General features: G+C 61.4%; 20 protein-coding genes. 18 read left to right on the top strand and 2 right to left on the bottom strand.

Annotated features, from left to right (window positions below; genetic code table 11):
- The first annotated feature begins 64 nt into the window (after positions 1-64).
- From PQR67_RS06610 to PQR67_RS06585, 6 genes are all read left to right on the top strand, one after another.
- Positions 65-1,759 (top strand): transglycosylase SLT domain-containing protein, encoded by a 1,695-nt coding sequence (locus tag PQR67_RS06610; protein ID WP_408456101.1) that lies wholly within the window; start codon positions 65-67, stop codon positions 1,757-1,759.
- A 201-nt stretch (positions 1,760-1,960) separates the two neighbouring features.
- Positions 1,961-3,202, top strand: coding sequence for an MFS transporter (locus tag PQR67_RS06605; RefSeq protein ID WP_408456545.1), 1,242 nt, complete (start codon positions 1,961-1,963; stop codon positions 3,200-3,202).
- Positions 3,203-3,630: 428 nt separating this feature from the next.
- Positions 3,631-4,785, top strand: a complete 1,155-nt coding sequence (gene carA, locus PQR67_RS06600; protein ID WP_408456543.1) for a glutamine-hydrolyzing carbamoyl-phosphate synthase small subunit — start codon at positions 3,631-3,633, stop codon at positions 4,783-4,785.
- Between the two features lie 164 nt (positions 4,786-4,949).
- Positions 4,950-8,204 (top strand): carbamoyl-phosphate synthase large subunit, encoded by a 3,255-nt coding sequence (carB, locus tag PQR67_RS06595; RefSeq protein ID WP_408456099.1) that lies wholly within the window; start codon positions 4,950-4,952, stop codon positions 8,202-8,204.
- Between the two features lie 151 nt (positions 8,205-8,355).
- Positions 8,356-8,832: a transcription elongation factor GreA gene (gene greA / locus PQR67_RS06590; RefSeq protein WP_097389983.1), complete on the top strand. Its 477-nt coding sequence runs from the start codon at positions 8,356-8,358 to the stop codon at positions 8,830-8,832.
- A 20-nt stretch (positions 8,833-8,852) separates the two neighbouring features.
- Positions 8,853-9,362: a DUF4149 domain-containing protein gene (locus tag PQR67_RS06585; protein WP_408456097.1), complete on the top strand. Its 510-nt coding sequence runs from the start codon at positions 8,853-8,855 to the stop codon at positions 9,360-9,362.
- A gap of 134 nt (positions 9,363-9,496) precedes the next feature.
- Here PQR67_RS06585 and PQR67_RS06580 read toward each other — a convergent pair whose 3' ends face one another.
- Positions 9,497-10,027 (bottom strand): YhbY family RNA-binding protein, encoded by a 531-nt coding sequence (locus PQR67_RS06580; protein WP_408456094.1) that lies wholly within the window; start codon positions 10,025-10,027, stop codon positions 9,497-9,499.
- A gap of 182 nt (positions 10,028-10,209) precedes the next feature.
- Here PQR67_RS06580 and PQR67_RS06575 point away from each other — a divergent pair, with 182 nt between their 5' ends.
- The 11 genes from PQR67_RS06575 (at position 10,210) to phoR (ending at position 22,482) form a co-directional block, all read left to right on the top strand.
- Positions 10,210-10,872, top strand: coding sequence for an RlmE family RNA methyltransferase (locus PQR67_RS06575; protein WP_408456091.1), 663 nt, complete (start codon positions 10,210-10,212; stop codon positions 10,870-10,872).
- 189 nt (positions 10,873-11,061) lie between these two features.
- Positions 11,062-12,951, top strand: coding sequence for an ATP-dependent zinc metalloprotease FtsH (ftsH, locus tag PQR67_RS06570; protein WP_074282683.1), 1,890 nt, complete (start codon positions 11,062-11,064; stop codon positions 12,949-12,951).
- Between the two features lie 83 nt (positions 12,952-13,034).
- Positions 13,035-13,934 carry a dihydropteroate synthase gene (gene folP / locus PQR67_RS06565; RefSeq protein WP_408456540.1) on the top strand — a complete coding sequence of 300 codons (900 nt, stop codon included), beginning with the start codon at positions 13,035-13,037 and terminating at the stop codon, positions 13,932-13,934.
- Between the two features lie 29 nt (positions 13,935-13,963).
- Complete coding sequence (glmM, locus tag PQR67_RS06560) at positions 13,964-15,322, top strand: phosphoglucosamine mutase (protein ID WP_408456088.1); 1,359 nt, start codon at positions 13,964-13,966, stop codon at positions 15,320-15,322.
- A gap of 382 nt (positions 15,323-15,704) precedes the next feature.
- On the top strand, positions 15,705-16,736 hold the full coding sequence (gene pstS, locus PQR67_RS06555) for a phosphate ABC transporter substrate-binding protein PstS (RefSeq protein WP_408456086.1): 1,032 nt from the start codon (positions 15,705-15,707) through the stop codon (positions 16,734-16,736).
- A 175-nt stretch (positions 16,737-16,911) separates the two neighbouring features.
- Positions 16,912-17,913 carry a phosphate ABC transporter permease PstC gene (pstC, locus tag PQR67_RS06550; protein WP_408456083.1) on the top strand — a complete coding sequence of 334 codons (1,002 nt, stop codon included), beginning with the start codon at positions 16,912-16,914 and terminating at the stop codon, positions 17,911-17,913.
- The gene (gene pstA, locus PQR67_RS06545; RefSeq protein WP_408456080.1) at positions 17,910-18,806 is read left to right on the top strand and encodes a phosphate ABC transporter permease PstA; all 897 of its coding nucleotides are present in this window, start codon (positions 17,910-17,912) and stop codon (positions 18,804-18,806) included. Before pstC ends, pstA begins: the two co-directional genes overlap by 4 nt.
- 17 nt (positions 18,807-18,823) lie before the next feature.
- On the top strand, positions 18,824-19,672 hold the full coding sequence (gene pstB, locus PQR67_RS06540; RefSeq protein ID WP_408456076.1) for a phosphate ABC transporter ATP-binding protein PstB: 849 nt from the start codon (positions 18,824-18,826) through the stop codon (positions 19,670-19,672).
- A gap of 28 nt (positions 19,673-19,700) precedes the next feature.
- Positions 19,701-20,405 (top strand): phosphate signaling complex protein PhoU, encoded by a 705-nt coding sequence (phoU, locus tag PQR67_RS06535; RefSeq protein ID WP_408456073.1) that lies wholly within the window; start codon positions 19,701-19,703, stop codon positions 20,403-20,405.
- Positions 20,406-20,430: 25 nt separating this feature from the next.
- A complete protein-coding gene (gene phoB / locus PQR67_RS06530) occupies positions 20,431-21,132 on the top strand; it encodes a phosphate regulon transcriptional regulator PhoB (protein ID WP_028199153.1) in 702 nt (233 codons plus the stop codon).
- 36 nt (positions 21,133-21,168) lie between these two features.
- Positions 21,169-22,482, top strand: coding sequence for a phosphate regulon sensor histidine kinase PhoR (gene phoR / locus PQR67_RS06525; RefSeq protein WP_408456071.1), 1,314 nt, complete (start codon positions 21,169-21,171; stop codon positions 22,480-22,482).
- Between the two features lie 89 nt (positions 22,483-22,571).
- Here phoR and ppk1 read toward each other — a convergent pair whose 3' ends face one another.
- The gene (gene ppk1 / locus PQR67_RS06520; RefSeq protein WP_408456538.1) at positions 22,572-24,635 is read right to left on the bottom strand and encodes a polyphosphate kinase 1; all 2,064 of its coding nucleotides are present in this window, start codon (positions 24,633-24,635) and stop codon (positions 22,572-22,574) included.
- A 202-nt stretch (positions 24,636-24,837) separates the two neighbouring features.
- On the opposite strand from ppk1, the gene ppx reads away from it, so the two are divergent.
- Positions 24,838-26,463, top strand: a complete 1,626-nt coding sequence (ppx, locus tag PQR67_RS06515) for an exopolyphosphatase (protein WP_408456069.1) — start codon at positions 24,838-24,840, stop codon at positions 26,461-26,463.
- Positions 26,464-26,476 lie beyond the last annotated feature (13 nt).

Here is a 26,476-nt window from a genome sequence, read left to right as displayed (position 1 = left end):
CGTAAACGTTGCCGTTTCGTACTATCGGCTGCAAATTCCAGCCCTTGTGGAAGCCGAGACGTTCATGCGATTTATCTTTAGTGCGTTATTGGTTCTGACACTCGCCGCTTGCGCGAGTCAGGGACCGACGACGAATAGCCCTACCGCCGCAACCAACCCCGCCAGTCAGCAAGCCGTAGCTGACGCCCTTCGCAAGACAGCCACCGCCAAAGAGACAATCAACGTCGACCAGGGCTCCGTCAATCAACTGACGAGCGCGGACGCCGATCTTTGGGGCCGTATTCGTCGTGGTTTTCAAATGCCGGATCTGCAAACCGACCTCGTCGACATGCAGGTCAACTGGTATGCGCAGCGCCCGGACTACGTGCAGCGCATGACCGAGCGTTCGCAGAAATATCTGTACCACATCGTCGAAGAGCTCGAAGCGCGCCACATGCCGACCGAGCTCGCGTTGCTGCCGTTCATCGAATCCGCGTATAGCCCGCAGGCATTGTCGGTGGCGAAGGCAGCCGGCATGTGGCAGTTCATGCCGGGCACGGGCCGTACCTACAATCTCAAGCAGAACATGTGGCAGGACGAGCGGCGCGACGTGCTGGCTTCGACCAGCGCCGCGCTCGACTATCTGTCGCGTTTGCATGACATGTTCGGTGACTGGCAACTGGCGCTCGCCGCCTACAACTGGGGCGAGGGCAACGTGCAGCGTGCGATCGCGCGCAACGAGGCGGCGGGGCTGCCTACCGACTACCTCAGTCTGCGCATGCCGAACGAGACGCGCAACTACGTACCCAAGCTGCAGGCAGTAAAGAATATTGTGATGAACCCGCAGATGTACGGGCTCACGCTGCCGTCGATCCCGAACCACCCGTATTTCGTCACGGTCACGACCTCGCACGACATCGACGTGGACACGGCGGCGAAACTCGCGAATCTCTCCCCTGATGAATTCCGCTCGCTGAACCCGTCGTTCAGAAAGCCGGTGATTCTCGGCGCTACGCAGCCGCAGATCCTGCTGCCGTTCGACAATGCCAGTGCGTTCGAACGCAATCTGAAGGCGTACTCCGGTTCGCTGTCGTCGTGGACCACCTATACGGTCACCGAGCGTGCCGCACCGGCGGCGATCGCGCAAAAGATCGGTGTCGACGCTGACACGCTGATGGAAGTGAACAAGATTCCGGCCGGCATGCGTCTGAAGCCAGGCTCGACGATCGTGGTGCCGCGTGGTTCGGACGACGACGAAGACATTAGCGCCGATGTCGCAGAAAGCGCGGTGCTGGCCATGGAGCCGGATGTCCCCGACACCCGCAAGATGTTGATTCGCGTGCGCCGCAATCAGTCGATGGCCGCCATCGCGGTGCGTTACGGCGTCTCGATCGGTCAGTTGAAGGCGTGGAATCGCACGCATCGCGATCAGGTTTCGCGTGGGCAAGTGATCGTGCTGCACGTGCCGGTTGGTAAGGCCATGCCGAGCGAACCGGGTCCGGAGCGCATCGCGACCGACGTGCAAGGCGGCGGCGTCGAGAAGATCGGCACCCGTGTCGCAGACACGAGGGGCGATTCGCGCTACGATAAGAAGAAGGGTCGTGGCCGTGCCGCCGTGGTCAAGGTGTCCGAGCCGGTGGGTAAAACCAGCAAGCCGACAACGTCCAGCGCCAGCAAGGGCAAGGTGACGAAGGTATCGGCTTCCACGTCCAGCAAGGCGTCGAAGGCCGCGGCAGATAGCCGCCCGAAGACCGCGGCCAACGCGAAGAAGGGTAAGTAGACCAAAAGCGGCCACCACGGTAGTGACCCCATGCGTTGCGGGGGCAACGCGTGAATTGCGCTCCGATCACGCACCGTGTTATTCCGACGCCGTCACCCGTGGTGACGGCGTTTTTCATTCTGCAGATCAATTCAGGCGAAGTTCGCCTGTTTCATTTATCTTGCGTGCTTAGGCCAAACCCGGTCGCTCATTTCAAAAGTCCTGTCGTCGACCCAGTTGCGCGTTTTTCTCCTGTTTTCCGCCGGCTACTTCGTTTCTTACGTGTTTCGCGGCGTCAATCTCGGCTTTGCCCCCTTCATCACACACGATCTCGGTTTGTCGGCCACGGATCTCGGTTTGCTGACCAGTCTGTATTTCCTCGGTTTCGCGGGCGCTCAGATTCCGGCCGGCGTGCTGCTCGATCATTACGGCGCGCGTCGGGTGACGGCGGTCACCATGCTGTTTGCCGCGCTCGGAATTTGGGTGTTCGGCGCGGCGCACAGCGTCGGCATGATGATGTTCGGGCGGTTGCTGATCGGCGTCGGCGTCTCGGTATGTCTTGGCGCTGCCTTTAAGGCGTTGGCGCAGCATTTCGAGCCGGGGCGTCTGCCGTTGATGAACGGGCTCGTGATGGCGATCGGTGGCTTCGGTGGTGTGATGGTCGGCTCGCCGCTTACGTGGGTACTGGGTTTCGCCAGTTGGCGTGCCGTCTGTGTCGGTCTGGGCCTGATGACGGTGGTGGTGGCGGTAGCGCAGTGGACGCTTGCACCAGACGCCCGGGAAACGCACCGCCAGGCCAGCATCGGCGCTCAGTTCAAAGGCACCCTGCATATCTTGAGAAGCGGGGCGTTCTGGAAGATCGGCTCGTTTTCCATCGTCACGCAAGGCGTGTTCTACGCGATGCAGTCGCTATGGGTCGGCGCCTGGCTGCGCGACGTGCAGGGTTTTGCGCCGCGTGAAGCCGCGTCGCTGGTGTCGATTCTTGGCTTTGCGATGATGGCGGGTTGCGTTGGTTTCGGCGCGGCGGCGCGTGGGCTGGAGCGGCGTGGAATTTCGTTATATGTGTTTTGTGGCATCGGCATGGCGCTCTACGTGCTGACCCAACTGCTGATCATGTTCAACGCGCCGCTGCCCGCGAGCCTGCTGTGGGCGGCATATGGGGTTTTCGGCGGCACCGGCATTCTCAGTTACGCGGTCATGGCGCGCCATTTTCCGGCGCAGATGATCGGCCGGGTAAATACCACGCTGACGCTGATCATCTTTCTGCTGATTTTCGGCTTCCAGATCGGCGTTGGGGCAGTGCTGTCGCGCTGGCCGGCCAATGAGGGCCATTATCCGGCCGCCGCGCATCTGAGCGCCTGGGGCATCCTGGTGGCGTTGCAGGTGTTGAGTGCGATCTGGTACGTATTGCCGGGCCGCGCACGACTTCAGCCCGCGCACGTGCCTGCGGAACAGCAGGTTTAAGGCCGTCGCGCGTGGTTTGCAGGGCGGTGTCATATTTACCGTTCTTATCCCGATTCTGACCCGTGCAAACCTTGTCCGGCCGCTTCGTCGTCATGCTCAGCAAGGCTTCGACCTGTTTCAGGCCGTACCCGGCTACGCTGGCTCCCCATCTCGGATTTGGAGGGAAGGGGTGTTTCGCGCTATAATTTCAAGGTTTGAGCTTATCAACCCGCACCCTAGCGCCTACCTCTCCCATACCGTTCATCCGCCGCGCGCTTTTGACGCCCCGCACCCTGGCCGATCCGTCCACACAATGGACCTATCGCGCCCCTTGCGACGTCACCAGCAGTACGCGAGCGAGTCTGCGCGCGCATCCTGTCGATGCGTTTCGCTGCGGCTCGCAGTCGGATAGACAGGTCGGCAACAGGGTGTTCCCCAAGGAGTCTCCCGTGTTGCCGTCATTTTCTCCCGCTTTGCTCGCACTCGCCGACGGCACGGTCTTTCGTGGTTACTCGATCGGCGCCCCCGGGCATACGATCGGCGAAGTCGTGTTCAACACCGCTATCACCGGCTATCAGGAAATCCTGACTGACCCGAGCTACGCGCGCCAGATCGTGACCCTCACGTATCCGCACATCGGTAACGTCGGCGTGAATGCCGAAGACGTCGAAGCCACGAAAGTCCATGCCGCCGGCCTGATCATCCGTGATCTGCCGGTTCTCGCGTCGAACTTCCGCATGGAGCGCACGCTCCCGCAATACCTGAAGGACGAAGGCGTGGTCGCCATCGCCGGTCTCGACACCCGCATGCTGACGCGCGTGCTGCGCGACAAGGGTGCGCAGAACGGCGCCATTCTGGCCGGTTCGGATGACGAAGCGAAGGCAATCGAACTCGCGCGCTCGTTCCCGGGTTTGTCGGGCATGGACCTCGCGAAGGTCGTGTCGACGAAAGAAACCTACGAATGGAACCAGACCGAATGGCGTCTGGGCTCCGGCTACGGCACGCAGAGCGCGCCGAAGTACCGCGTGGTCGCGTTCGATTACGGCGTGAAGTACAACATTCTGCGCATGCTGGCCGAGCGCGGCTGCCACGTCACCGTGCTGCCGGCGCAAGCCTCCGCGGCTGACGCGCTGGCGCTCAACCCGGACGGCATCTTCCTGTCGAACGGCCCCGGCGATCCGGAGCCGTGCGATTACGCGATTCGCGCCACCAAGGAACTGATTGAGCGCGGCATCCCGACTTTCGGCATCTGCCTGGGTCACCAGATCATGGGCCTCGCCGTCGGCGCGAAGACCATGAAGATGAAGACGGGTCACCACGGCGCGAACCATCCGGTGAAGGATCTTGACGACGGCCGCGTCGTCATCACGTCGCAGAACCACGGTTTCGCGGTCGACGCCGACACGCTGCCGGCCAATGCCAAAGTCACGCACATCTCGCTGTTCGACGGCACGCTGCAAGGCTTCGCGCTGACCGACAAGCCCGCGTTCTGCTTCCAGGGCCACCCGGAAGCGTCGCCCGGTCCGCACGACATCGCCTATCTGTTCGATCGCTTCACCGCGTTGATGGACACAAAGAAGGCCGGCAAGACCGCAGCGGCATAAATAGCTTGTGAAGCGCCCCGGCGGCGCGCGGCTCGCCACGCAATCAGCGCGATCAATGTGATCAACGCGAAGCACGGCGAGCCGCACAACACAGAGCAGAGCGCGCAACGTATTAACGCAGCGCGCCGACGGAAAGAATTCAGGAATACATTAGCGAGAGCGTTATGCCCAAGCGGACAGACATTAAAAGCATCCTTATCATCGGCGCGGGTCCGATCATCATCGGCCAGGCGTGCGAGTTCGACTACTCGGGCGCGCAGGCATGCAAGGCGCTGCGTGAGGAAGGCTACAAGGTCATTCTCGTCAACAGCAATCCGGCGACGATCATGACCGACCCGAACACGGCCGACGTGACCTACATTGAGCCGATCACGTGGGAAGTGGTGGAGCGCATCATTGCCAAGGAGCGCCCGGACGCGATCCTGCCGACCATGGGCGGCCAGACCGCACTGAACTGCGCGCTGGATCTCCACGCGCACGGCGTGCTGGACAAGTACAAGGTCGAGCTGATCGGCGCGTCGCCGGAAGCGATCGACAAGGCGGAAGACCGCCAGAAGTTCAAAGACGCGATGACGAAGATTGGCCTCGGTTCGGCCAAGTCGGGCACCGCGCATTCCATGGAAGAAGCGCTGCAGGTGCAGGCCGACATCGCTGTGCAAACGGGCAGCGGCGGTTATCCGGTCGTGATCCGCCCGTCGTTCACGCTCGGCGGTTCGGGCGGCGGCATCGCGTACAACCGCGACGAATTCGAAGAGATCTGCAAACGCGGTCTCGACCTGTCGCCGACGCGCGAGCTGCTGATCGAAGAATCGCTGCTCGGCTGGAAAGAGTACGAGATGGAAGTGGTCCGCGACAAGAAGGACAACTGCATCATTGTTTGCTCGATCGAAAACCTGGACCCGATGGGCATCCACACCGGCGACTCGATTACCGTCGCGCCGGCGCAAACGCTCACCGATAAGGAATACCAGATCCTGCGTAACGCATCGCTCGCCGTGCTGCGCGAAATCGGCGTGGACACCGGCGGTTCGAACGTTCAGTTCTCGATCAATCCGAAAGATGGCCGGATGGTCGTGATCGAAATGAATCCGCGCGTGTCGCGTTCGTCGGCACTGGCGTCGAAGGCCACCGGCTTCCCGATCGCGAAGATCGCGGCGAAGCTGGCGGTGGGCTACTCGCTTGACGAGTTGAAGAACGAAATCACCGGCGGTCAGACCCCGGCGTCGTTCGAGCCGACCATCGACTACGTGGTCACCAAGATCCCGCGTTTCGCGTTCGAAAAATTCCGCGAGGCCGACGCGCGCCTGACCACGCAGATGAAGTCGGTCGGCGAAGTGATGGCCATTGGCCGCACCTTCCAGGAATCGTTCCAGAAGGCGCTGCGCGGTCTGGAAGTCGGCGTGGACGGTCTGGACGAAAAGACCAACAACCGCGACGAGATCATCCGCGAGATCGGCGAAGCCGGTCCGGATCGCATCTGGTACGTCGGCGACGCGTTCCGTATCGGCATGACGGCCGAAGAGATCTTCGAAGAAACCTCGATCGACCCGTGGTTCCTCGCGCAGATCGAACAGATCGTCCTGAAGGAAAAGGCATTGGCCGGCCGTACGCTGGCAAGCCTGTCGAAGGAAGAGCTCAAGTATCTGAAGCAAAGCGGCTTCTCGGACCGCCGTCTGGCGAAACTGCTTGGCGCGAAGCCGGCGGAAGTGCGTCAACGCCGTATCGAGTTGAACGTGCGCCCGGTCTACAAGCGCGTCGACACGTGCGCAGCCGAGTTCGCCACGAAAACCGCCTACATGTACTCGACCTACGAGGAAGAGTGCGAAGCAAACCCCACGAACAACAAGAAGATCATGGTGCTGGGCGGCGGCCCGAACCGGATCGGCCAGGGTATCGAGTTCGACTACTGCTGCGTGCACGCCGCGCTCGCCATGCGCGAAGACGGCTACGAAACGATCATGGTCAACTGCAACCCTGAAACGGTTTCGACCGACTACGACACGTCCGATCGTCTGTACTTCGAATCGCTGACGCTCGAAGACGTGCTCGAAATCGTCGACAAGGAAAAGCCGGTCGGCGTGATCGTGCAGTACGGCGGTCAGACGCCGCTGAAGCTTGCACTCGATCTCGAAGCGAACGGTGTGCCGATCGTCGGCACCTCGCCGGACATGATCGACGCCGCGGAAGACCGCGAGCGTTTCCAGAAGCTGCTGCAAGACCTCGGCCTGCGTCAACCGCCGAATCGCACTGCGCGTGCCGAAGACGAAGCCCTGAAGCTCGCCGAGGAAATCGGCTATCCGCTGGTGGTGCGTCCGTCGTACGTGCTCGGCGGCCGCGCGATGGAAATCGTCCACGAGCCGCGTGACCTCGAGCGCTACATGCGCGAGGCCGTGAAGGTGTCGAACGATTCGCCGGTCTTGCTCGACCGCTTCCTCAACGACGCGATCGAATGCGACGTGGATTGCATCTCCGATGGCGAAGCTGTGTTCATCGGCGGCGTGATGGAGCACATCGAACAGGCGGGCGTCCACTCGGGCGACTCGGCTTGCTCGCTGCCGCCGTATTCGCTGTCGCAGGAAACCATTGCTGAGTTGAAGCGCCAGACCGGCGCAATGGCGAAGGCGCTGAACGTGATCGGCCTGATGAACGTGCAGTTCGCGATCCAGCAAGTGCCGCAGGCGGACGGTTCGAAAGAGGACGTGATCTACGTGCTCGAAGTGAATCCGCGTGCATCGCGTACGGTGCCGTACGTGTCGAAGGCGACCAGCCTGCCGCTCGCCAAGATCGCGGCGCGCGCGATGGTCGGCCAGACGCTCGCACAACAGGGCGTGACGAAGGAAATCAACCCGCCGTACTTCAGCGTGAAAGAGGCCGTGTTCCCGTTCGTCAAGTTCCCGGCAGTCGATCCGGTACTCGGACCGGAAATGCGCTCCACCGGCGAAGTGATGGGCGTGGGCCAGACCTTCGGCGAAGCGCTGTTCAAGTCGCAACTCGCCGCAGGTTCGCGTCTGCCGGAGTCAGGCACGGTGCTGCTGACCGTGATGGATGCCGACAAGCCGAAGGCCGTCGAAGTCGCGCGCATGCTGCACGAACTCGGCTATCCGATCGTCGCGACCAAGGGTACGGCCGCCGCGATCGAAGCGGCCGGCGTGCCGGTCAAGGTGGTCAACAAGGTGAAGGACGGTCGTCCGCACATTGTCGATATGATCAAGAACGGCGAAATCGCGCTGGTCTTCACGACCGTCGACGAAACCCGCGCGGCGATCGCCGACTCGCGCTCGATCCGCATGAGCGCGCAGGCGAACAAGGTCACGTACTACACGACCATGTCGGGCGCACGGGCCGCAGTTGAAGGGTTGCGCTATTTGAAGAACCTGGAAGTCTATGATTTACAAGGACTCCACGCTCGCCTAAACTAAGGCTTCGAATACCTGTCTAAGATGTAAGTGCCGCGGTTAAGCGGCGTTCCGCAGGTGCTGTGGCCCGGGTTTTTGCCCGGAACGTCAGCCCCGCGGAATGCACTTAACCGCGGTGATTTTTTTTACGGCTGTTTTTTGCATAGAGTTGTTTATGAGCACTGTTCCATTGACGAAGCGCGGCGCGGAAATGTTGCGCGATGAATTGCAGCGCCTGAAATCGGTTGAGCGTCCCTCGGTGATCAATTCGATCGCGGAAGCGCGTGCCCAGGGCGATCTGTCGGAAAACGCGGAATACGACGCGGCGAAAGAGAAGCAGGGTTTCGTCGAAGGCCGCATTGCTGAAATCGAATCGAAACTGGCCGGTGCGCAGGTTATCGACCCGTCCAAGGTGGAGGCGGACGGCCGCGTCGTATTCGGCGCGACGCTCGAGCTGGAAGATCTCGATTCGGGCGCGAAGGTCAAATACCAGATCGTCGGCGACGACGAAGCGGACATCGACCACGGTCTGATCTCGATCAGCTCGCCGATCGCACGCGCGCTGATCGGCAAGTCGGAAGGCGACGTTGCATCGGTGCAGGCGCCGGGCGGCGTGCGCGAGTACGAAATTATCGCGGTTAGCTACGTTTGAAGGCGGCCCCGGTGTCCTTGATGCCGCATCGACTGTTCCGTCTGTTGACGGTGGTGTGGGTCGGTAGTCTGTTGACTATCGGCTATGCCGTCGCGCCGGTGCTGTTTACGTCACTCGACCGCATGACGGCAGGCGCCGTGGCGGCGCAACTGTTTCGCATCGAGGGTGTGCTGGGCGCGGTTTGCGGCATTTTGCTGCTGGGTCTGGCGAACGTCCTGGTTCGCCGCGGCAGCGACGTATATCGTCGCTTGCGCTGGTTGATTGCCGGTATGCTGGTGTGCGTCCTGGTGGGCTACTTTGCGTTGCAGCCGTTCATGAACGCAATGCGCATTGCCGCGCTGGAGGCGGGCAGTGATGTCGGGCATTCCGCTTATGCGACGCGCTTTGGCATCCTGCACGGCGTGTCGAGTCTGTTTTACCTGGTCGAAAGCCTGCTGGCTGTGGCGCTGGTGTGGAAGCTGCCAGCGAGCGTCGGCGTCGTGACAGCGGAGCAGGGCACTCGCAGCGCCGCGGGGAAAGTAATCGGTTGAGTCAGTTGAGTGGCGAGGTTGCCGCTCGCTGAGGCGGGTTTGCCTGTAGAGGCGCCCGAGCGGCATTACCTAACCGGTTTGCCCGAGCAGTTCACGCCAAGGTGCGGACACTGTCCGCACCCTTCATCATTCGCTTACTTCGACGACTGATGCGCGCGCTTCGCGCTGGTCTGGCGCTTCTTGGCGCGCTTGATGTTGCCGCCTTGTGTGACGCGTTCATTGCCGCGCACCACGACCGCTTTTGCCTTCGGCTTGCGCATCGGGATTTCGCTGGGTTTGACCACCGTGACCACGCGCGGTGCGCGGCCTTTACCCGGTTTGGCTTCGACAGCCGCTTCGCGAGCGCTCGGCAGGGCGCCGCGTTTGGCCTTCACGGCCGGTTGTGCTGCTGCTTCCGGCTTCCAGATCACCAGCAGCTTGCCGATGTGCTGGATCGGAGCGGCGTTCAGCTGGTCGCAGATCTGTTCGTAGATGGCAAGGCGCTCTTCGCGTTCGTCGCCGAATACGCGGATTTTGATCAGTTGATGCGCGCCAAGGTGGACCTTGATCTCCGACAGCACAGCGTCGGTCAAGCCTTCGGCGCCGACGAGCACGACCGGTTTGAGCGCATGTGCCTGGGAGCGCAATTCGGCGCGTTGATCGGAAGAGACTTTAAGGGCTGGCATGGAAAGTGGGAGACTCGACTAAAATGGCGGCACCTGCATTTCCGAGAGATTCGGCCAATAGCGCAGGGCGGCGCGTCAGAACAACAGAATCGCGGATGACTGCCAGTTTTGGCGGTGGCCGCGCGAATTAACCGCGTATTATCCCCTAAAGCGCCACATTTCGCAGCAAGAGTTCACCTTTAATGGCAAAAAACAAGTTCAACACGGCGTGGTTGCATGATCACATCAACGACCCGTACGTCAAAATGGCGCAGCGGGAGGGCTATCGCGCCCGCGCGGCCTACAAGCTTAAGGAAATCGACGAGCAGGACAAGTTGATCCGGCCGGGCCAGGTGATTGTCGACCTCGGCTCGGTGCCGGGCAGCTGGAGCCAGTACGCCCGTAACAAGCTTGCGAAGGGCTCGAAGCGCGACGCCGAGCGCGAGGGCGGCATCGACGGCACGATTATCGCGCTGGACATGCTGCCAATGGAGCCGATCGCCGACGTTCATTTCATCCAGGGCGACTTCCGCGAAGACTCGGTTCTTGAGCAACTCGAAGAATTAGTCGGGGAACGCCAGGTCGACCTTGTAATTTCGGATATGGCGCCCAACCTGTCGGGAGTGGCGTTGGCGGATGCCGCGCGAATCGAGCATCTGTGCGATATCGCGATGGAATTCTCGCAAAACCATCTGAAGCCAGATGGCGCCCTTTTAGTCAAATGTTTTCATGGCAGCGGTTATAGCCAGATTGTCGAAAAGTTCAAGCGCCAGTTCAAGGTGGTGGCGGCTCGCAAGCCGAAAGCCTCGCGGGACAAGTCGTCAGAAACATTTATTTTGGGTAAGCATCTCAAGCGGCCCGCATAGGCGTGCTGCAGGAAGGTCCCGCATCTGCCGATAAGGTGCCCATGGCGCTGGAAATTGGCGCTGTGATGGTCCGCTACGCTATTTCTGTGGTAGTGAAACCTTATGGCAGGGGTCTGCGGACTGGATTAGAATGCTTTCGTGGTGCCGCAAGGCAAATGTAGGCGCCCGTCTAAGTGAAGGAGTGGTGCTTTGAACAACAATATGTTTTCGAAGGCAGCAGTGTGGCTGGTTATCGCACTGGTGCTGTTTACGGTGTTCAAGCAGTTCGACAAGCCCCGTGTCCAGGAAGGTGTTTCCTATTCGCAGTTCATGGACGACGCGAAGAACGGCAAAGTCAAGAACGTCATTGTCCAGGGGCGGAACCTCACGGTCACTCCAGCAGACGGCCAGAAGTACCAGATCGTGTCGCCGGGCGACATCTGGATGGTTGGCGATCTGATGAAGTATGGCGTTCAGGTGAGCGGCAAGGCTGACGACGAACCGAATGCGCTGGTGTCCGCGCTGTATTACCTCGGACCGACGATCCTGATCATCGGCTTCTGGTTCTACATGATGCGACAGATGCAGGGGGGCGGGAAAGGCGGTGCGTTCTCGTTCGGTAAATCCCGTGCACGTCTGATCGACGAAAACAACAACGCAATCAATTTCACTGACGTCGCCGGTTGCGACGAAGCCAAGGAAGAAGTCTCCGAACTGGTCGACTTCCTGCGTGATCCGCAGAAGTTCCAGAAGCTGGGTGGCCGCATCCCGCGCGGCGTGCTGTTGGTAGGCCCGCCGGGAACCGGTAAGACACTGCTGGCGCGTGCCATCGCCGGTGAAGCGAAAGTGCCGTTCTTCAGCATTTCGGGTTCGGACTTCGTGGAAATGTTCGTAGGTGTCGGTGCGGCTCGGGTGCGCGACATGTTCGAGCAGGCCAAGAAGCATGCGCCGTGTATCGTGTTCATCGACGAAATCGACGCGGTCGGCCGTCATCGTGGCGCCGGCATGGGTGGCGGTAACGACGAACGCGAACAGACCTTGAACCAGATGCTGGTCGAGATGGACGGTTTCGAAGCGAACTCGGGCGTGATCGTGATCGCCGCCACGAACCGTTCGGACGTGCTGGACAAGGCGCTGCTGCGTCCGGGCCGTTTCGACCGTCAGGTGTACGTTGGTCTGCCGGACATCCGCGGCCGCGAGCACATCATGAAGGTTCACCTGCGCAAGGTGCCGATTTCGAACGACGTCGACGCAGCGGTGATCGCACGCGGCACGCCGGGCTTCTCGGGCGCCGATCTGGCGAACCTGGTCAACGAAGCAGCGCTGTTCGCGGCTCGCCGTGGTAAGCGCATCGTCGAGATGGCGGATTTCGAAGACGCGAAGGACAAGATCTTCATGGGTCCGGAGCGCAAGTCGGCCGTGATTCGCGAGGAATCGAAGCGCGCCACCGCGTATCACGAATCGGGTCACGCAGTCATCGCCAAGCTGTTGCCGAAGGCTGATCCGGTGCACAAGGTCACGATCATTCCGCGTGGCCGTGCATTGGGCGTGACGTGGCAGTTGCCGGAACATGACAACGAAACGTACTCGAAGGACTACCTGCTGGACCGCCTGGCGATCCTGTTCGGTGGCCGTGTCGCAGAAGAGCTGTTCCTGAACCTGATCAGCACCGGCGCATCGGACGACTTCAACAAGGCAACGGCTACGGCCCGCGCCATGGTGGCTCGCTTCGGCATGACCGACGCGCTTGGGCCGATGGTCTACGTCGACGACGAAAACGACGCAACGCCGTTTGGCCGTGGCTTCACGCGGACCATTTCGGAAGCGACGCAGCAAAAGGTCGATGCGGAAATCCGCCGCGTGCTGGACGAGCAGTACAACCTCGCGAAGCGCCTGCTGGACGAGAACCGCGACAAGGTCGAAGCGATGACCGCCGCGCTGATGGAGTGGGAAACGATCGACGCCGATCAGATCAACGACATCATGGCAGGCCGTCCGCCGCGCTCGCCGAAGAGCTCGCCGCCGTCGGTTGGCGACGCCTCGTCGGGTGGCAGCCCGGGCACCGAGGTCAAGCCGGGCAGCGCGACCGCGCCGGCCTGATAGGCGACCAGTAGAAAGTGCGGGCCGGTGTGTTTCACACCGGCCCGTTTTGCATTTATCTGTTTTACGTGATTGAACGCTACGTGCCGAAAGTCGAATTTCCTTCTCTTCCCATCCCCGAACCGCTGCAATGCGGCCGCTTCAAGCTGACCTTTGAACGCCCCCTGGTCATGGGCATCCTGAACGTCACACCGGATTCTTTTTCCGATGGCGGTAAGTACGCGATGCGTGGCGATGCATTGCGGCAGGCTGAGCGCATGCTGCTCGACGGCGCGGACATCATCGACATCGGCGGCGAGTCGACCCGCCCGGGCGCACCGCCCGTGCCGCTCGACGAAGAACTGGAGCGGGTGATCCCGCTGATCGAACAGTTGCACGGCGCGAATGTGCCGCTGTCAATCGATACGTATAAGCCGGAAGTGATGCGTCGCGCGCTGGCCGCGGGTGCCGATCTGATCAACGACGTCTGGGGCTTCCGGATGCCGGGCGCCGTCGATGCCGTGCGCGACAGCGCGTGCGGTTTGTGCGTGATGCATATGTTGGGTGAGCCGCAGACCATGCAGCTTCGCGAGCCCGACTATCAAGACGTAGTGAGCGAGGTGCGGCAGTTTCTCGAAGAACGGGTGGCGAGCTTGCGGCAGGCGGGCATTGCCCGTGCGCGTATCAGCGTGGATCCGGGCTTCGGCTTCGGCAAGTCGGTGGTCGAACACAATTACGCACTGCTTGCGCACCTGCCGGATACGGCGCCGCGCGCCGAGCCGCCGTATCCCATTCTCGCCGGCATGTCGCGCAAGTCGATGGTCGGTGCGGTCATTGGACGGCCGGCGCCGGAGCGCGTCGCCGGCAGCATCGCTGCGGCAGTGTGCGCCGCCGGGCGCGGCGCGGCCATTCTGCGCGTGCACGATGTCGCGCAAACAGTGGATGCATTGAAAGTATGGGCAGCCATGCGCGACGCGGCGAACCACAGCCGCGCGCGTGGCTGACCCCCAAAAGCCAAGGAGGAACATAAAAGATGGCACGTCGTTATTTCGGAACGGACGGGATTCGAGGCAAGGTCGGCGAAGGGCCCATTACGCCGGAGTTTGTGCTGCGGCTCGGCTACGCCGCCGGTAAAGTGCTAGCGGGCGCGGATCGCTGGGCAAGGACGGGTGCGCGGCCCACGGTGCTGATCGGTAAGGACACACGGGTATCGGGCTACATGCTCGAAGCTGCGCTCGAAGCAGGGTTTTCCGCTGCCGGCGTCGACGTCATGCTGGCTGGCCCGATGCCGACTCCGGGCATCGCTTATCTGACGCGCGCATTGCGGCTTGCCGCGGGCGTCGTGATCAGCGCGTCGCACAATCCCTATTACGACAACGGCATCAAATTTTTCTCCGCTGACGGCAACAAGCTGCCCGACGAAGTGGAATTGCAGATCGAGGAACAACTCGATCTGCCGCTCGCATGTGCCGCCTCCGAGCAGCTCGGTAAGGCCCGTCGCCTCGACGATGCAGCCGGGCGCTACATCGAATTTTGCAAGAGCACTTTTCCGGCGGCGTTCGATCTGCGCGGCCTGAAGCTGGTGGTCGACTGCGCGCACGGCGCCGCGTACGACGTTGCGCCGCACGTGTTCCACGAACTCGGTGCCGATGTGATCCCGATCGGCGTCGCGCCGAACGGTTTCAACATCAATGACGGCTTTGGCGCGACCGCTCCGGATGCACTGGTGCGCGCGGTGCGCGCGAACCACGCGGACCTCGGTATCGCACTCGACGGCGACGCCGACCGGCTGCAGATCGTGGACGCGGCGGGCCGCCTGTATAACGGCGACGAGCTGCTGTACGTGCTGGTCAAGGACCGCATGGCGACCGACGGCAAAGTGGAAGGCGCGGTCGGCACCTTGATGACCAATATGGCGGTCGAAGTCGCGCTGCAGGAATCCGGTGTGAAATTTGTCCGCGCGGCGGTGGGCGATCGCTACGTGCTCGAGCAGTTACGCGAGCACGGCTGGCAACTGGGTGCGGAAGGCTCCGGCCATATTCTCTCCCTTGACCGCCATTCCACCGGCGACGGCATTGTGTCGGCCCTGCTGGTGCTGGCCGCGATGAAGCGCAGCGACAAAACGCTTGCCGAATTGCTCCACGGCGTCACGCTGTTCCCGCAGAAGCTGATCAACGTGCGGATGCAACCCGGCGCCGACTGGAAGGGCAGCGCTGCGATTCGGGGCGCCATCAGCAAGGCTGAGGAAGCGTTGAACGGCCGTGGCCGCGTGTTGATCCGCGCATCCGGCACCGAGCCGGTGCTGCGTGTAATGGTCGAAGCGGAAAACGTCAACGACGCGGTTCGCCATGCCGAAACGATTGCCGAGGCGGTAAAGCAGGCGACGGTCTGACCTGCACATACCCGCGGGGTGGCGGGACGGGGCCAAGTGAGCCGCACCGCCACTCGCCACCCGTCATCCGCCACCTAGCCGATCTCTGTACGAGTCGAGCTGCCAACCCCGTACCGCTCCTTCAGCCCGCCGACCCGCAAATCGGCCCGTGTTTGCCCGCCAACCCGCACGCAAACGTTCGCGCCTCATCTTTTTCATCTAATCTGTAAAACGACGCTCGCAACTCCGCCAGATCGGCAATTTTTCCGTGCAAACGCCTTTCACCTTAGTAATCCTACTGTCACATCCGTTTCACGGTTAGTCACGTTACTGTCACAAAGAGACCCTAAGCTTCGCGGTGTTCGTGTTATTCGCTCACACCGCTCACACCCTTGGAGGTCTCATGAAATTGATGCAAACCGTGTTCGCTGGCGTCGCTGGCGCGCTTTTCGCGATCGCAGCGCAAGCCGCAGACATCACCGGCGCGGGCAGCACCTTCGCAGCACCGATTTACACGAAGTGGGCTGACGCCTACCAGAAGTCGGGTGGCGGCAAGGTCAACTACCAGGGTATTGGTTCGTCGGGCGGTATCAAGCAGATCATCGCGAAGACGGTCGACTTCGCCGGTTCGGACGCTCCGCTGAAGGACGACGACCTCGCCAAGGAAGGCCTGTTCCAGTTCCCGACGGTTGTCGGCGGCGTGGTGCCGGTTGTCAACGTGCCGGGCGTGACGCCGGGCGAACTGACGCTGTCGGGCGAAGTGCTCGGCGACATCTACCTGGGCAAGATCAAGAAGTGGAACGATCCGGCGATCGTTGCGCTGAACCCGAAGGCTAAGCTGCCGGATACCGACATCGCCGTGGTTCGCCGCGCCGACGGTTCGGGCACCAGCTTCATCTGGACGAACTACCTGTCGAAGGTCAACGCTGACTGGAAGTCGAAGGTCGGTGAAGGTTCGACGGTCAACTGGCCGACGGGTACGGGCGGCAAGGGCAACGACGGCGTCGCAGCCTTCGTGCAACGCCTGCCGGGTGCAATCGGCTACGTGGAATGGGCGTACGCGAAGCAGAACAAAATGACGTACGTCGGCCTGAAGAACTCGTCGGGCACGGTGGTCGAGCCGAAGACGGACACGTTCAAGGCAGCGGCAGCGGGCGCGGACTGGTCGAAGTCGTTCTACCAGATCCTGACGAACGAGCCGGGCAAGAACGCATGGCCGATCGTCGGCGCAACGTTCGTGCTGCTGCACACGGCGCAGGACAAGCCGGCGCAAGGTACGGAAACGCTGAAGTTCTTCGACTGGGCGTTCAAGAATGGCTCGCAGGCCGCCAACGACCTGGACTACATCTCGCTGCCGGAATCGGTGGTGTCGGAAATCCGCACGAAGTGGAAGGCGCAGGTGAAGGACACGGCAGGCAAGGCTATCGCTGACTAAGCGACACAGTAAGCGGTAGGCATTGCGCAAGACATTGGCCGTCCTCAGTCGAGGACGGCCAATGGCATTACCCCGGCACTAGCCAGCATCAGCGAACATTAGCCAGCATTCGCCAGCATCATTCGCCGCACGACAAGTGTCATGCGGCAACTGGAAACAGGTCCATCAGGCTCTCATGTCCGATATCCAATTAGCGTCTGGCGCGTCGAGGTCGACACCGCCCGGCAGCGCGTCGCAGCAGAAAGCTCCCAGCCGCGCCGGTGACGTCATTTTCGGCGGCCTTGCCCGTCTCGCCGCCATCATCACCCTGCTGCTGCTCGGCGGCATCATCGTTTCACTGATCGTCGCCTCCATGCCGTCGATCAAGCAGTTCGGGCTCGCGTTCCTGTGGACCGCCGACTGGGATCCACCTAGCAAGCAATTCGGCGCACTGGTGCCCATTTACGGCACGATCGCGACCTCGCTCATTGCACTCATCATCGCGGTGCCTGTCAGCTTCGGCATCGCGCTTTTCCTGACCGAACTCGCGCCCGCGTGGCTGCGCCGTCCGCTCGGCATCGCCATCGAACTGCTTGCCGCGATCCCGTCGATCGTCTACGGCATGTGGGGTCTGCTGGTGTTCGCGCCGATTTTCGCGGCGTGGTTCGAAAAACCCCTTGGCGCGGTTTTGGGTGGCATCCCGTTCGTCGGCGCGCTGTTTCAGGGGGCGCCGATCGGCATCGGTATCCTGTGCGCGGGCGTGATTCTCGCGATCATGATCATCCCGTATATCGCCTCGGTGATGCGCGACGTGTTCGAAGTCACGCCTGTTCTCCTGAAGGAATCGGCGTACGGCATCGGCTGCACGACCTGGGAAGTGATGTGGAAGATCGTGCTGCCCTTCACCAAGAGCGGTGTGATCGGCGGCGTCATGCTCGGCCTCGGCCGCGCGCTCGGCGAGACGATGGCGGTCACGTTCGTGATCGGCAACACCAATCTGCTCGATAACGTCTCGCTGTTTTCGCCGGGTAACAGCATTACCTCGGCGCTCGCCAACGAATTCGCGGAAGCCGATCCGGGCCTGCATACGTCGGCGCTGATGGAGCTCGGCTTGATCCTGTTTGTGATTACTTTCATCGTGCTGGCAATCTCGAAGATCATGCTGCTTCGCCTCGAAAAAGGGGAGGGCGCGAAATGAGCCAGCCCACCTTGAATATGCCGGGTTCGAACGACGCCGTTGCGCTCGAAGCGATGCGCGTGCGTCTGCAAGGCCGCCGCCGCGCGAAGAATGCGCTTGCGCTGACCATGTCGCTCGCAGCCATGGCGTTCGGCCTGTTGTGGCTGGTGTGGATTCTTTATACGACGCTGCGCCTTGGCATCGGCGGCCTGTCGATCGAATTGTTCACACAGTCCACACCGCCGCCGAACACCGATGGCGGCGGTCTCGCCAACGCGATTGTCGGCAGCCTGATGCTGGTTGCGCTCGCAACCTTCGTCGGCACGCCGATCGGCATTCTGGCGGGCGTCTATCTCGCCGAGTACGGTCAGAAGGGCTGGCTTGCCAGTATCACGCGTTTCATCAATGACATCCTGTTGTCGGCGCCGTCGATCGTGGTGGGTCTGTTCGTCTACGCGCTGGTTGTGGCGAAGATGGGGCACTTCAGTGGTTGGGCGGGTGTGTTCGCGCTCGCGCTGCTGCAGATTCCGATCGTGATCCGCACCACTGAGAACATGCTGAAGCTGGTGCCGAATGCACTGCGTGAAGCCGCTTTCGCACTCGGCACGCCGAAGTGGAAGATGGTGATGTCGATCACGCTGAAGGCGTCGATCGCGGGCATTATCACCGGCGTCCTGCTCGGCGTCGCGCGGATTGCCGGCGAAACCGCGCCGCTCCTGTTCACGGCGTTGTCGAATCAATTCTTCTCGATGGACATGAACCAGCCGGTCGCGAACCTGCCGGTGACGATCTACAAGTTCGCGATGAGCCCGTTTGCGCAATGGCAATCGCTTGCATGGGCCGGTGTCTTCCTGATCACGCTCGCAGTGCTGGGATTGAACATCCTTGCGCGGTCGATCTTTTCGAATAAGTAAGGGCGGAGTGTAATCCGATGAATATGGCAGAAACTCAACTCAATCAGACCGCGCGTCCGACGGCGCCCGCCGGTTTCGATCCCGTCCAAAGCGGCCAGGCGCAAGCGCCGTCGGCTCCGAAGATCGAGATCAACGACCTGAATTTCTTCTACGGCAAGTATCACGCGCTGAAGAACATCAATCTGCGGATTCCCGAAGGCAAGGTGACCGCGTTCATCGGCCCGTCGGGTTGCGGCAAGTCCACCTTGCTGCGCACGCTCAACAAGATGTACGCGCTCTATCCGGAGCAACGCGCCGAAGGCGAGATCCTGATGGACGGCGAAAACCTGCTGACCTCCAAGCGCGATATTTCGCTGCTGCGCGCGCGGATCGGCATGGTGTTCCAGAAGCCGACGCCGTTTCCGATGTCGATCTACGACAACATTGCGTTCGGCGTGAAGATGTTCGAAACGCTGCCGCGCTCGGAAATGGACGACCGCGTGGAATGGGCGCTGACCAAGGCCGCGTTGTGGAACGAAGTGAAGGACAAGCTGGGCCAGAGCGGCTACGGTTTGTCCGGCGGCCAGCAGCAGCGTCTGTGTATCGCGCGCGGTATCGCGATCCGCCCCGAAGTCCTGCTGCTCGACGAGCCGTGCTCCGCGCTCGACCCGATTTCCACGGGCCGTATCGAAGAGCTGATCGCCGAGTTGAAGAGCGACTACACGGTGGTGATCGTCACTCACAACATGCAACAGGCCGCGCGCTGTTCGGACTACACTGCCTATATGTACCTCGGTGAACTGATCGAATTCGGCGACACCGAAAAGATCTTCATCAAGCCGGTCCGCAAGGAAACCGAGGACTACATCACTGGCCGCTTCGGCTAAGCCGCCGAGCAAAACAACGGAGTACGACATGTCCGATAAACATCTGTCCAGCCAGTTCGACGCCGACCTGAACCTCGTTTCCTCGAAGGTGCTCGAAATGGGCGGCCTGGTCGAGTCGCAGATCGTCAACGCGATGATCGCGCTTAACAACTTCGACCTCGACGTATGCGAGCAGGTGATTGCCGCTGAAGACCGTCTGAATTCGATGGAAGTCGAGATCGACGAAGAGTGCAGCAACATCATCGCGCGCCGTCAGCCGGCCGCGCGCGACTTGCGCCTCCTGATCGCGATTTCGAAAACCATCACGAATCTCGAGCGCGCCGGCGACGAAGCTGAAAAAATCGCCAAGCGCACCAAGCGTCTGATGGAAGACGGCGCTTCGCGCAGCATCAATATCGCCGAGATCAAATTGTCGGGCGAAATGGCGGTGTCGATCCTGCGCCGCGCGCTGGACGCTTTTGCGCGTCTGGACACGGTCGCCGCCGCGCAGATTATGCGCGACGACAAGGCGATCGACGAAGAATTCCGCGCTTTCGTTCGCAAGCTGATTTCGTACATGACTGAAGATCCGCGGTCGATTTCGGTGGGCCTCGATTTTCTGTTCATCGCCAAGGCGATCGAACGGATCGGCGACCATGCGAAAAACATCGCTGAATTCATCATCTACATCGTCAAGGGCACCGACGTGCGGCACAAGTCGCGCGACGCGCTCGAACGCGAAGCACTCAGTTAATCAGTTATAAGGATCAGAGGTGCCGATGCCCAGCAGCATTCTCGTCATTGAAGATGAGCCCGCCATTTCCGAACTGATTTCGGTGAATCTTCAACACGCCGGACACTGCCCGATTCGCGCGTACAACGCGGAGCAGGCGCAAAACCTGATCAGCGACGTATTGCCTGACCTCGTGCTGCTCGACTGGATGTTGCCGGGCAAGTCAGGCATCGCGTTCGCTCGCGATCTGCGCAACAACGAGCGGACCAAGCACATTCCGATCATCATGCTGACCGCGCGTGGCGATGAACAGGACAAGGTGCTCGGCCTCGAAATCGGCGCGGACGACTACGTCACCAAGCCGTTTTCGCCGAAGGAACTGATGGCGCGGATCAAGGCGGTGTTGCGCCGCCGTGCGCCGCAGTTGACCGAAGACCTGGTGGCGATCAACGGTCTGAAGCTCGACCCGGCAACGCATCGTGTCGCCGCCCATGCGGAAGGCAGCGAGATCAAGCTCGACCTCGGCCCGACCGAATTTCGTTTGCTGCACTTCTTCATGACGCACCCGGAGCGCGTGCACAGCCGCACGCAATTGCTCGATCAGGTGTGGGGCGACCACGTGTTCGTCGAAGAGCGCACGGTCGACGTGCACATCAAGCGTTTGCGCGCGGCGCTCAAGCCGGCCGGATGCGATGCTATGATTGAGACGGTCCGCGGCAGCGGCTACCGGCTCGCGAAGAGCGCCTGAGTTTGCGGTAGCACCTTTCTCTTCGATCGCTAGAACATGAACATCATCTGGGCGCGCTCCATCGTGTCGGTCGTGCTGCTGGCTGTTCTGTGCGTGGTGGTCGGCGCACTCGTGAACGTCAAGGCAGGGCTGGTTCTCGCGATTCTCATGCTGCTCGCGCAGAGCCTCTTTAGCACCTTCCACAAACAGCGTTTGTGGCGTTTGCTCGACGCGCCGGTCTACGGCGAAGTGCCGAGCGCCCCCGGCATCTGGGGCGAAATCTATTACCGTCTGCATAAGCTCGCGAAGCGCTGGCATGCGCAGGTGCGTCAGGTCGAGCAACAACATTCGCGTTTCATCCAGGCGATCCAGGCTTCGCCGAACGGCGTGGCGATGCTCGACGATCACGATCAGATCGAGTGGTGCAACGCGATCTCCGAACTGCATTTCGGGCTCGATGCGAAACGCGATCTGCGTCAGCACATCACGCATCTGGTGCGCCAGCCCGATTTCGTGCGTTATCTGAATTCGCAGCGCTACGAACAGATGCTGATCATGCGCGGCATGGGCGACAAGCGGCAGAACGTGCTGTCGGTGCAGGTGTTCCCGTACGGTGAAAACCGCAAGCTGGTGCTGTCGCAAGACATCACGGAGTTGGAGCGTACCGACGCGATGCGGCGCGACTTCGTCGCCAATGTCTCGCACGAACTGAAGACGCCGCTGACCGTGCTTTCCGGTTTTCTCGAAACGATGCGGGAACTGCCGTTAAGCGAAGCCGAGCGCGGGCGCTACCTCGAACTGATGGAGCAGCAAGCCTCGCGGATGCGCCATATCGTCAACGACTTGCTGGTGCTCGCGAAGCTCGAAGGCGACAACAAGCCGCCGAGCGATCAGATGATCGACATGCGCGCGGTGCTGCGCCATCTGAAAGACGACGCGCAAAGCCTGTCGAGCGACCATCACAACATCGTGTTCGATGCCGACGAAGGGCTCACCGTCACCGGCGTGGAAACGGAAATACTCAGTGCGCTTGGCAACCTCGTGACCAATGCGATCCGCTATACGCCGGACGGCGGCGCGATCACGGTGACCTGGCGCGGCAACGGCGGCAGTGCGGTTTTTTCGGTCACGGACAGCGGTCTGGGGATCCCGGCCGCGGACATTCCACGTCTGACCGAACGCTTCTATCGCGTCGACCGCAGCCGTTCACGGGACACCGGCGGCACGGGCCTCGGGCTTGCCATCGTCAAGCACGTGCTGCAACGGCACGATGCGCAGCTCGATGTGAAGAGCGAAGAGGGGCGCGGCAGCACGTTCACCGTGCGCTTCCCGGTGTACCGCACGGCACGCAGGCAACCGGCGCCGGTTTGAAAATGTTGCCCTGAAAAAAAGCCCGCCTGTGGCAAAGGCGGGCTTTTTTTGTGCGGGTCGCCGCAACGGCGACGAACACGATCAGGCGCTTACGGACAGAATTTCCCCAGCAGACTCATCTGCGCATTGCGCGAGGATTTGCCCGGCCGCCGGCGCCGATAGTGGCCGTCGCTTTGCATGAGCCAAGCGGATTGATTGTCGCCGAGAAACGCCGATAGGCCTTCGGCAATCACACGGCGCTTCAGGCGGCGATTGTTGATCGGAAACGCCACTTCTACACGCCGGAAGAAGTTGCGGTCCATCCAGTCGGCGCTCGACAGATAGACCTGTTCCTTGCCGTCGTCGTAGAAATAGAAAATGCGATGATGTTCGAGGAAGCGCCCGACAATCGAACGTACCGTGATGTTCTCCGACAAACCCGGCACACCCGGTTGCAACGAACATACGCCACGCACGATCAGATCGATCTTCACGCCGGCCTGCGACGCCTCGTACAACTCGGCAATCACGGTAGGTTCGAGCAGCGCGTTCATCTTCGCGACGATGCGCGCCTTCTTGCCGGCGCGCGCGTGAACCGCTTCAGCGCGAATCGCCTCGACCAGTTTCGGATGCAGCGTGAACGGCGACTGCCACAACTCATGCAGCTTCAGTTCGCCGCCGATGCCGGTCAGTTGCTGGAACACGTGGTGCACGTCTTCGCAGATTTTCTGGTCGGCGGTCATCAGCGCGAAGTCGGTATAAAGACGCGCGGTGCGTGGATGATAGTTGCCGGTGCCGAGATGCACGTAACGCTTGAGCGTGGTCTTGCCGCCCGACGATACACGCCGCACGATCAGCATCATCTTCGCGTGGCACTTGTGGCCCACCACGCCGTACACGACGTGCGCACCCACCGCTTCAAGCTGGGACGCCCAATTGATATTGGTTTCCTCGTCGAAGCGCGCGAGCAGTTCGACCACCACCGTCACTTCCTTGCCGTTGCGCGCGGCCTGCATCAGCGCGTCCATCAGCGGCGAGTCCGTGCCGGTGCGATAGATGGTCTGCTTGATGGCCATCACGTTCGGGTCTTTCGCCGCTTGCAGCAGCAACTCGAGCACCGGTTGAAAGCTCTCGTAGGGATGATGCAGCAGCACGTCGCCCTGATCGATTACGTCGAACATGCTCGCGCTGTTGGCGATCGGTGCCGGAATCGCGGGAATATGCGGCACGAATTTCAGATCGGGCCGGTCCACCATCTCCGGCAATTGCATTAGCCGCACCAGATTGACGGGGCCGTTGGCGAAGTAGCAATCCTTGGTGGACAGGCTGCTTTCGTCGAGCAGGCGCCGCACGACGTGCGTGGGCGTGTCCGCCGACACTTCGAGCCGCACCGCGTTGCCCAGATGCCGCGCCGGCAGTTCACCCTGCAACGCGACGCGCAGATTGGTGATTTCGTCTTCGTCGACGAACAGTTCGCTATTGCGCGTGATGCGAAACTGGTTGCAGGTGCGCACCACCAGATTCGGGAACAGCTCGCCGACAAAGCGTTGCAGCAACGAGCTCAGCAGCACGAATCCATGCGGATAGCCCGACAGGTCCTGCGGCATGCGCACGAGCCGGGGCAGGGCACGCGGCGCCTGCACGATGCCCATCATCGCCTGACGGCCGAACGCATCCTTGCCTTCGAGTTCGACCACGAAGTTCAGGCTCTTATTGAGCACGCGTGGAAACGGGTGAGCCGGATCGAGACCGATCGGCGTGAGCACCGGCAGCAATTCGTCGAAGAAGTAGTTGCGCGCCCATTCGGTCTGCGCTTCGTTCCACGCCTCAGTGCCGTGAAAATAGATGCCTTCAGTTTCGAGCGCCGGGAACACCGTGTCATTCAGCATGGTGTACTGACGATGCACGAGCCGCTGCGCGCGCTCGACCACGAGGTCGTATACGTGCTGCAACGACATACCGTCCGGCGACATTGCGCCGGGGTTGTCGCGCATCTGTTCCTGCAGTCCGGCCATGCGGACTTCGAAGAATTCGTCGAGATTGCTACTGGTGATGCAGATGAAGCGCAGGCGTTCGAGCAAAGGGACGGCGGGGTCGGCGGCTTGCGCCAACACACGCTCGTTGAAACCCAGAATGCCCAGCTCGCGATTCAATAGGGGGTAGCGGATGGACATCGGCAGCGAGAATGGAATGTCAGGAGGGGAGACGAAAAGACGCTCGGAAATTCTCACAGTATGATGACGTTGTTATGACAATCGGAATGTTATAAATTCTACGCCGTATTGGTCGCGTGTCGTAATTGTGACGCAGTGTGTGTGGGACCATAGGGCACCCCCATCATTGCGAGGCGACATCGTGAGGCCCGGTACGCTTAGAATGGCGTCTTTCAACCGCGCGGCCGGCCATAAGGCGTCCAAGGCGCCGAATGGACATCTGGCACCTTCCGCATTCAACGCCGCCGCTCACGCGCGCACGGAGTTCGCTTACTCGATGGTCAATACCCCACAACTGCTTGCTGCCGTCGACCTCGGCTCGAACAGCTTTCGGCTGATTGTCGGCCGGGTCGAAGAAACCGAAGCGGGCAGCCAGATCTATCAGGTCGACGCATTGCGCGAGCCGGTGCGTCTTGCCGCCGGTCTGTCGCGCGACAAGATGCTCGATCGCGCCTCGCAAGTGCGCGGCTGGGATGCGCTCAAGCGCTTCGGCGAGCGGCTGCGCGATTTTCATCCCGACCACGTTCGCGCCGTCGCCACCAATACGCTGCGCATCGCCAAGAACGCCGGCGAGTTTCTCGGCGAGGCGCAAGCCGCGCTCGGCTTCCCGATCGAAGTGATTGCCGGGCGCGAAGAAGCGCGTCTGATCTATGCAGGCGCTGCACACTCCGTGCCCGCGAGCGCGGGCAAGCGTCTTGTGGTGGATATCGGCGGCGGCTCGACGGAATTCATCATCGGCTCGCATTACACGCCGATCAAAATGGAGAGCCTGTATATCGGTTGCGTGAGCCACAGCCGCGCTTTCTTCCCGGCGGGTAATGTCGACGAATACACGATGCGCCAGGCGGAGCTCGCCGCGAGCCGTGAAATCCAGATCATTTCTGCCGAGTACAAGAAAACCGGGTGGGAACAGGCCATCGGTTCGTCCGGCACCGCACGGGCGCTCGCCGAACTGGTCGAGGCAAACGGCTTCAATGATCCGGGCGTCACGCACGGCATCTCGCGTGGTGGGCTCGAGCGTCTCAAGCGCGCGCTGATCAAGGCGGAAAACGTCAATCGTCTGAAGTTGATCGCATTGAAGGCGGATCGCATTCCCGTGCTGGCAGGCGGCCTGTCGATCATGATCGCGGTGTTCGACGAACTCGGCGTCGATTACGTCGATACAACAGATGGTGCGCTGCGCCTTGGCGTGCTGTACGACTTGCTGGGCCGTGCGCAGCACGAGGACATGCGCACGCTGACGGTGGAAGGCTTCATGCGCCGTTATGGCGTGGACCGGGCGCAGGCCGGGCGCATCGGCGAACTTGCGGTGCGCTTTTACGACCAGTTTGCCGAGCCGGATGAGGAGCGCCGCGCCGAGAACCATATGTTTCTCGGCTGGGCCGCGGCCTTGCACGAAATCGGGCTGTCGATTTCCCACAGCGCCTATCACAAGCATTCGGCCTATATCGCCAGCAACGCCGATATGCCGGGTTTTTCGCGCACCGACCAGGCGCGGCTCGCCGCGCTAGTGCTCGGCCACGCGGGGAAGCTCGGCAAGTTGTCGCAAACGCGCGAAGTGGAATGGCCGCTGTTGTTCTGCTTGCGGCTCGCGGCGTTGCTGTGCCGCCGGCGTGCGGATGTCGGCTTGCCGGGTATCGCGGTTGCGCAGGTCAACGGCGGTTATGAGGTGCGTCTGCCGAACGAGTGGGTGGCTAACAATCCGCTGACCGATTACAGCCTGATTCAGGAGGCTGCGGAGTGGGAGAAGGTTGGCATTCCGTATCGCGTGGTCTACACGGACGATTGAAATTCATGCGTTG

The sequence above is a fragment of the Paraburkholderia fungorum genome, from assembly GCF_046026025.1.
Lineage (GTDB): Bacteria > Pseudomonadota > Gammaproteobacteria > Burkholderiales > Burkholderiaceae > Paraburkholderia > Paraburkholderia fungorum_E.
Note: the sequence above shows the minus strand (reverse complement) of the source record. Positions and strands in the feature narration are given on the sequence as shown.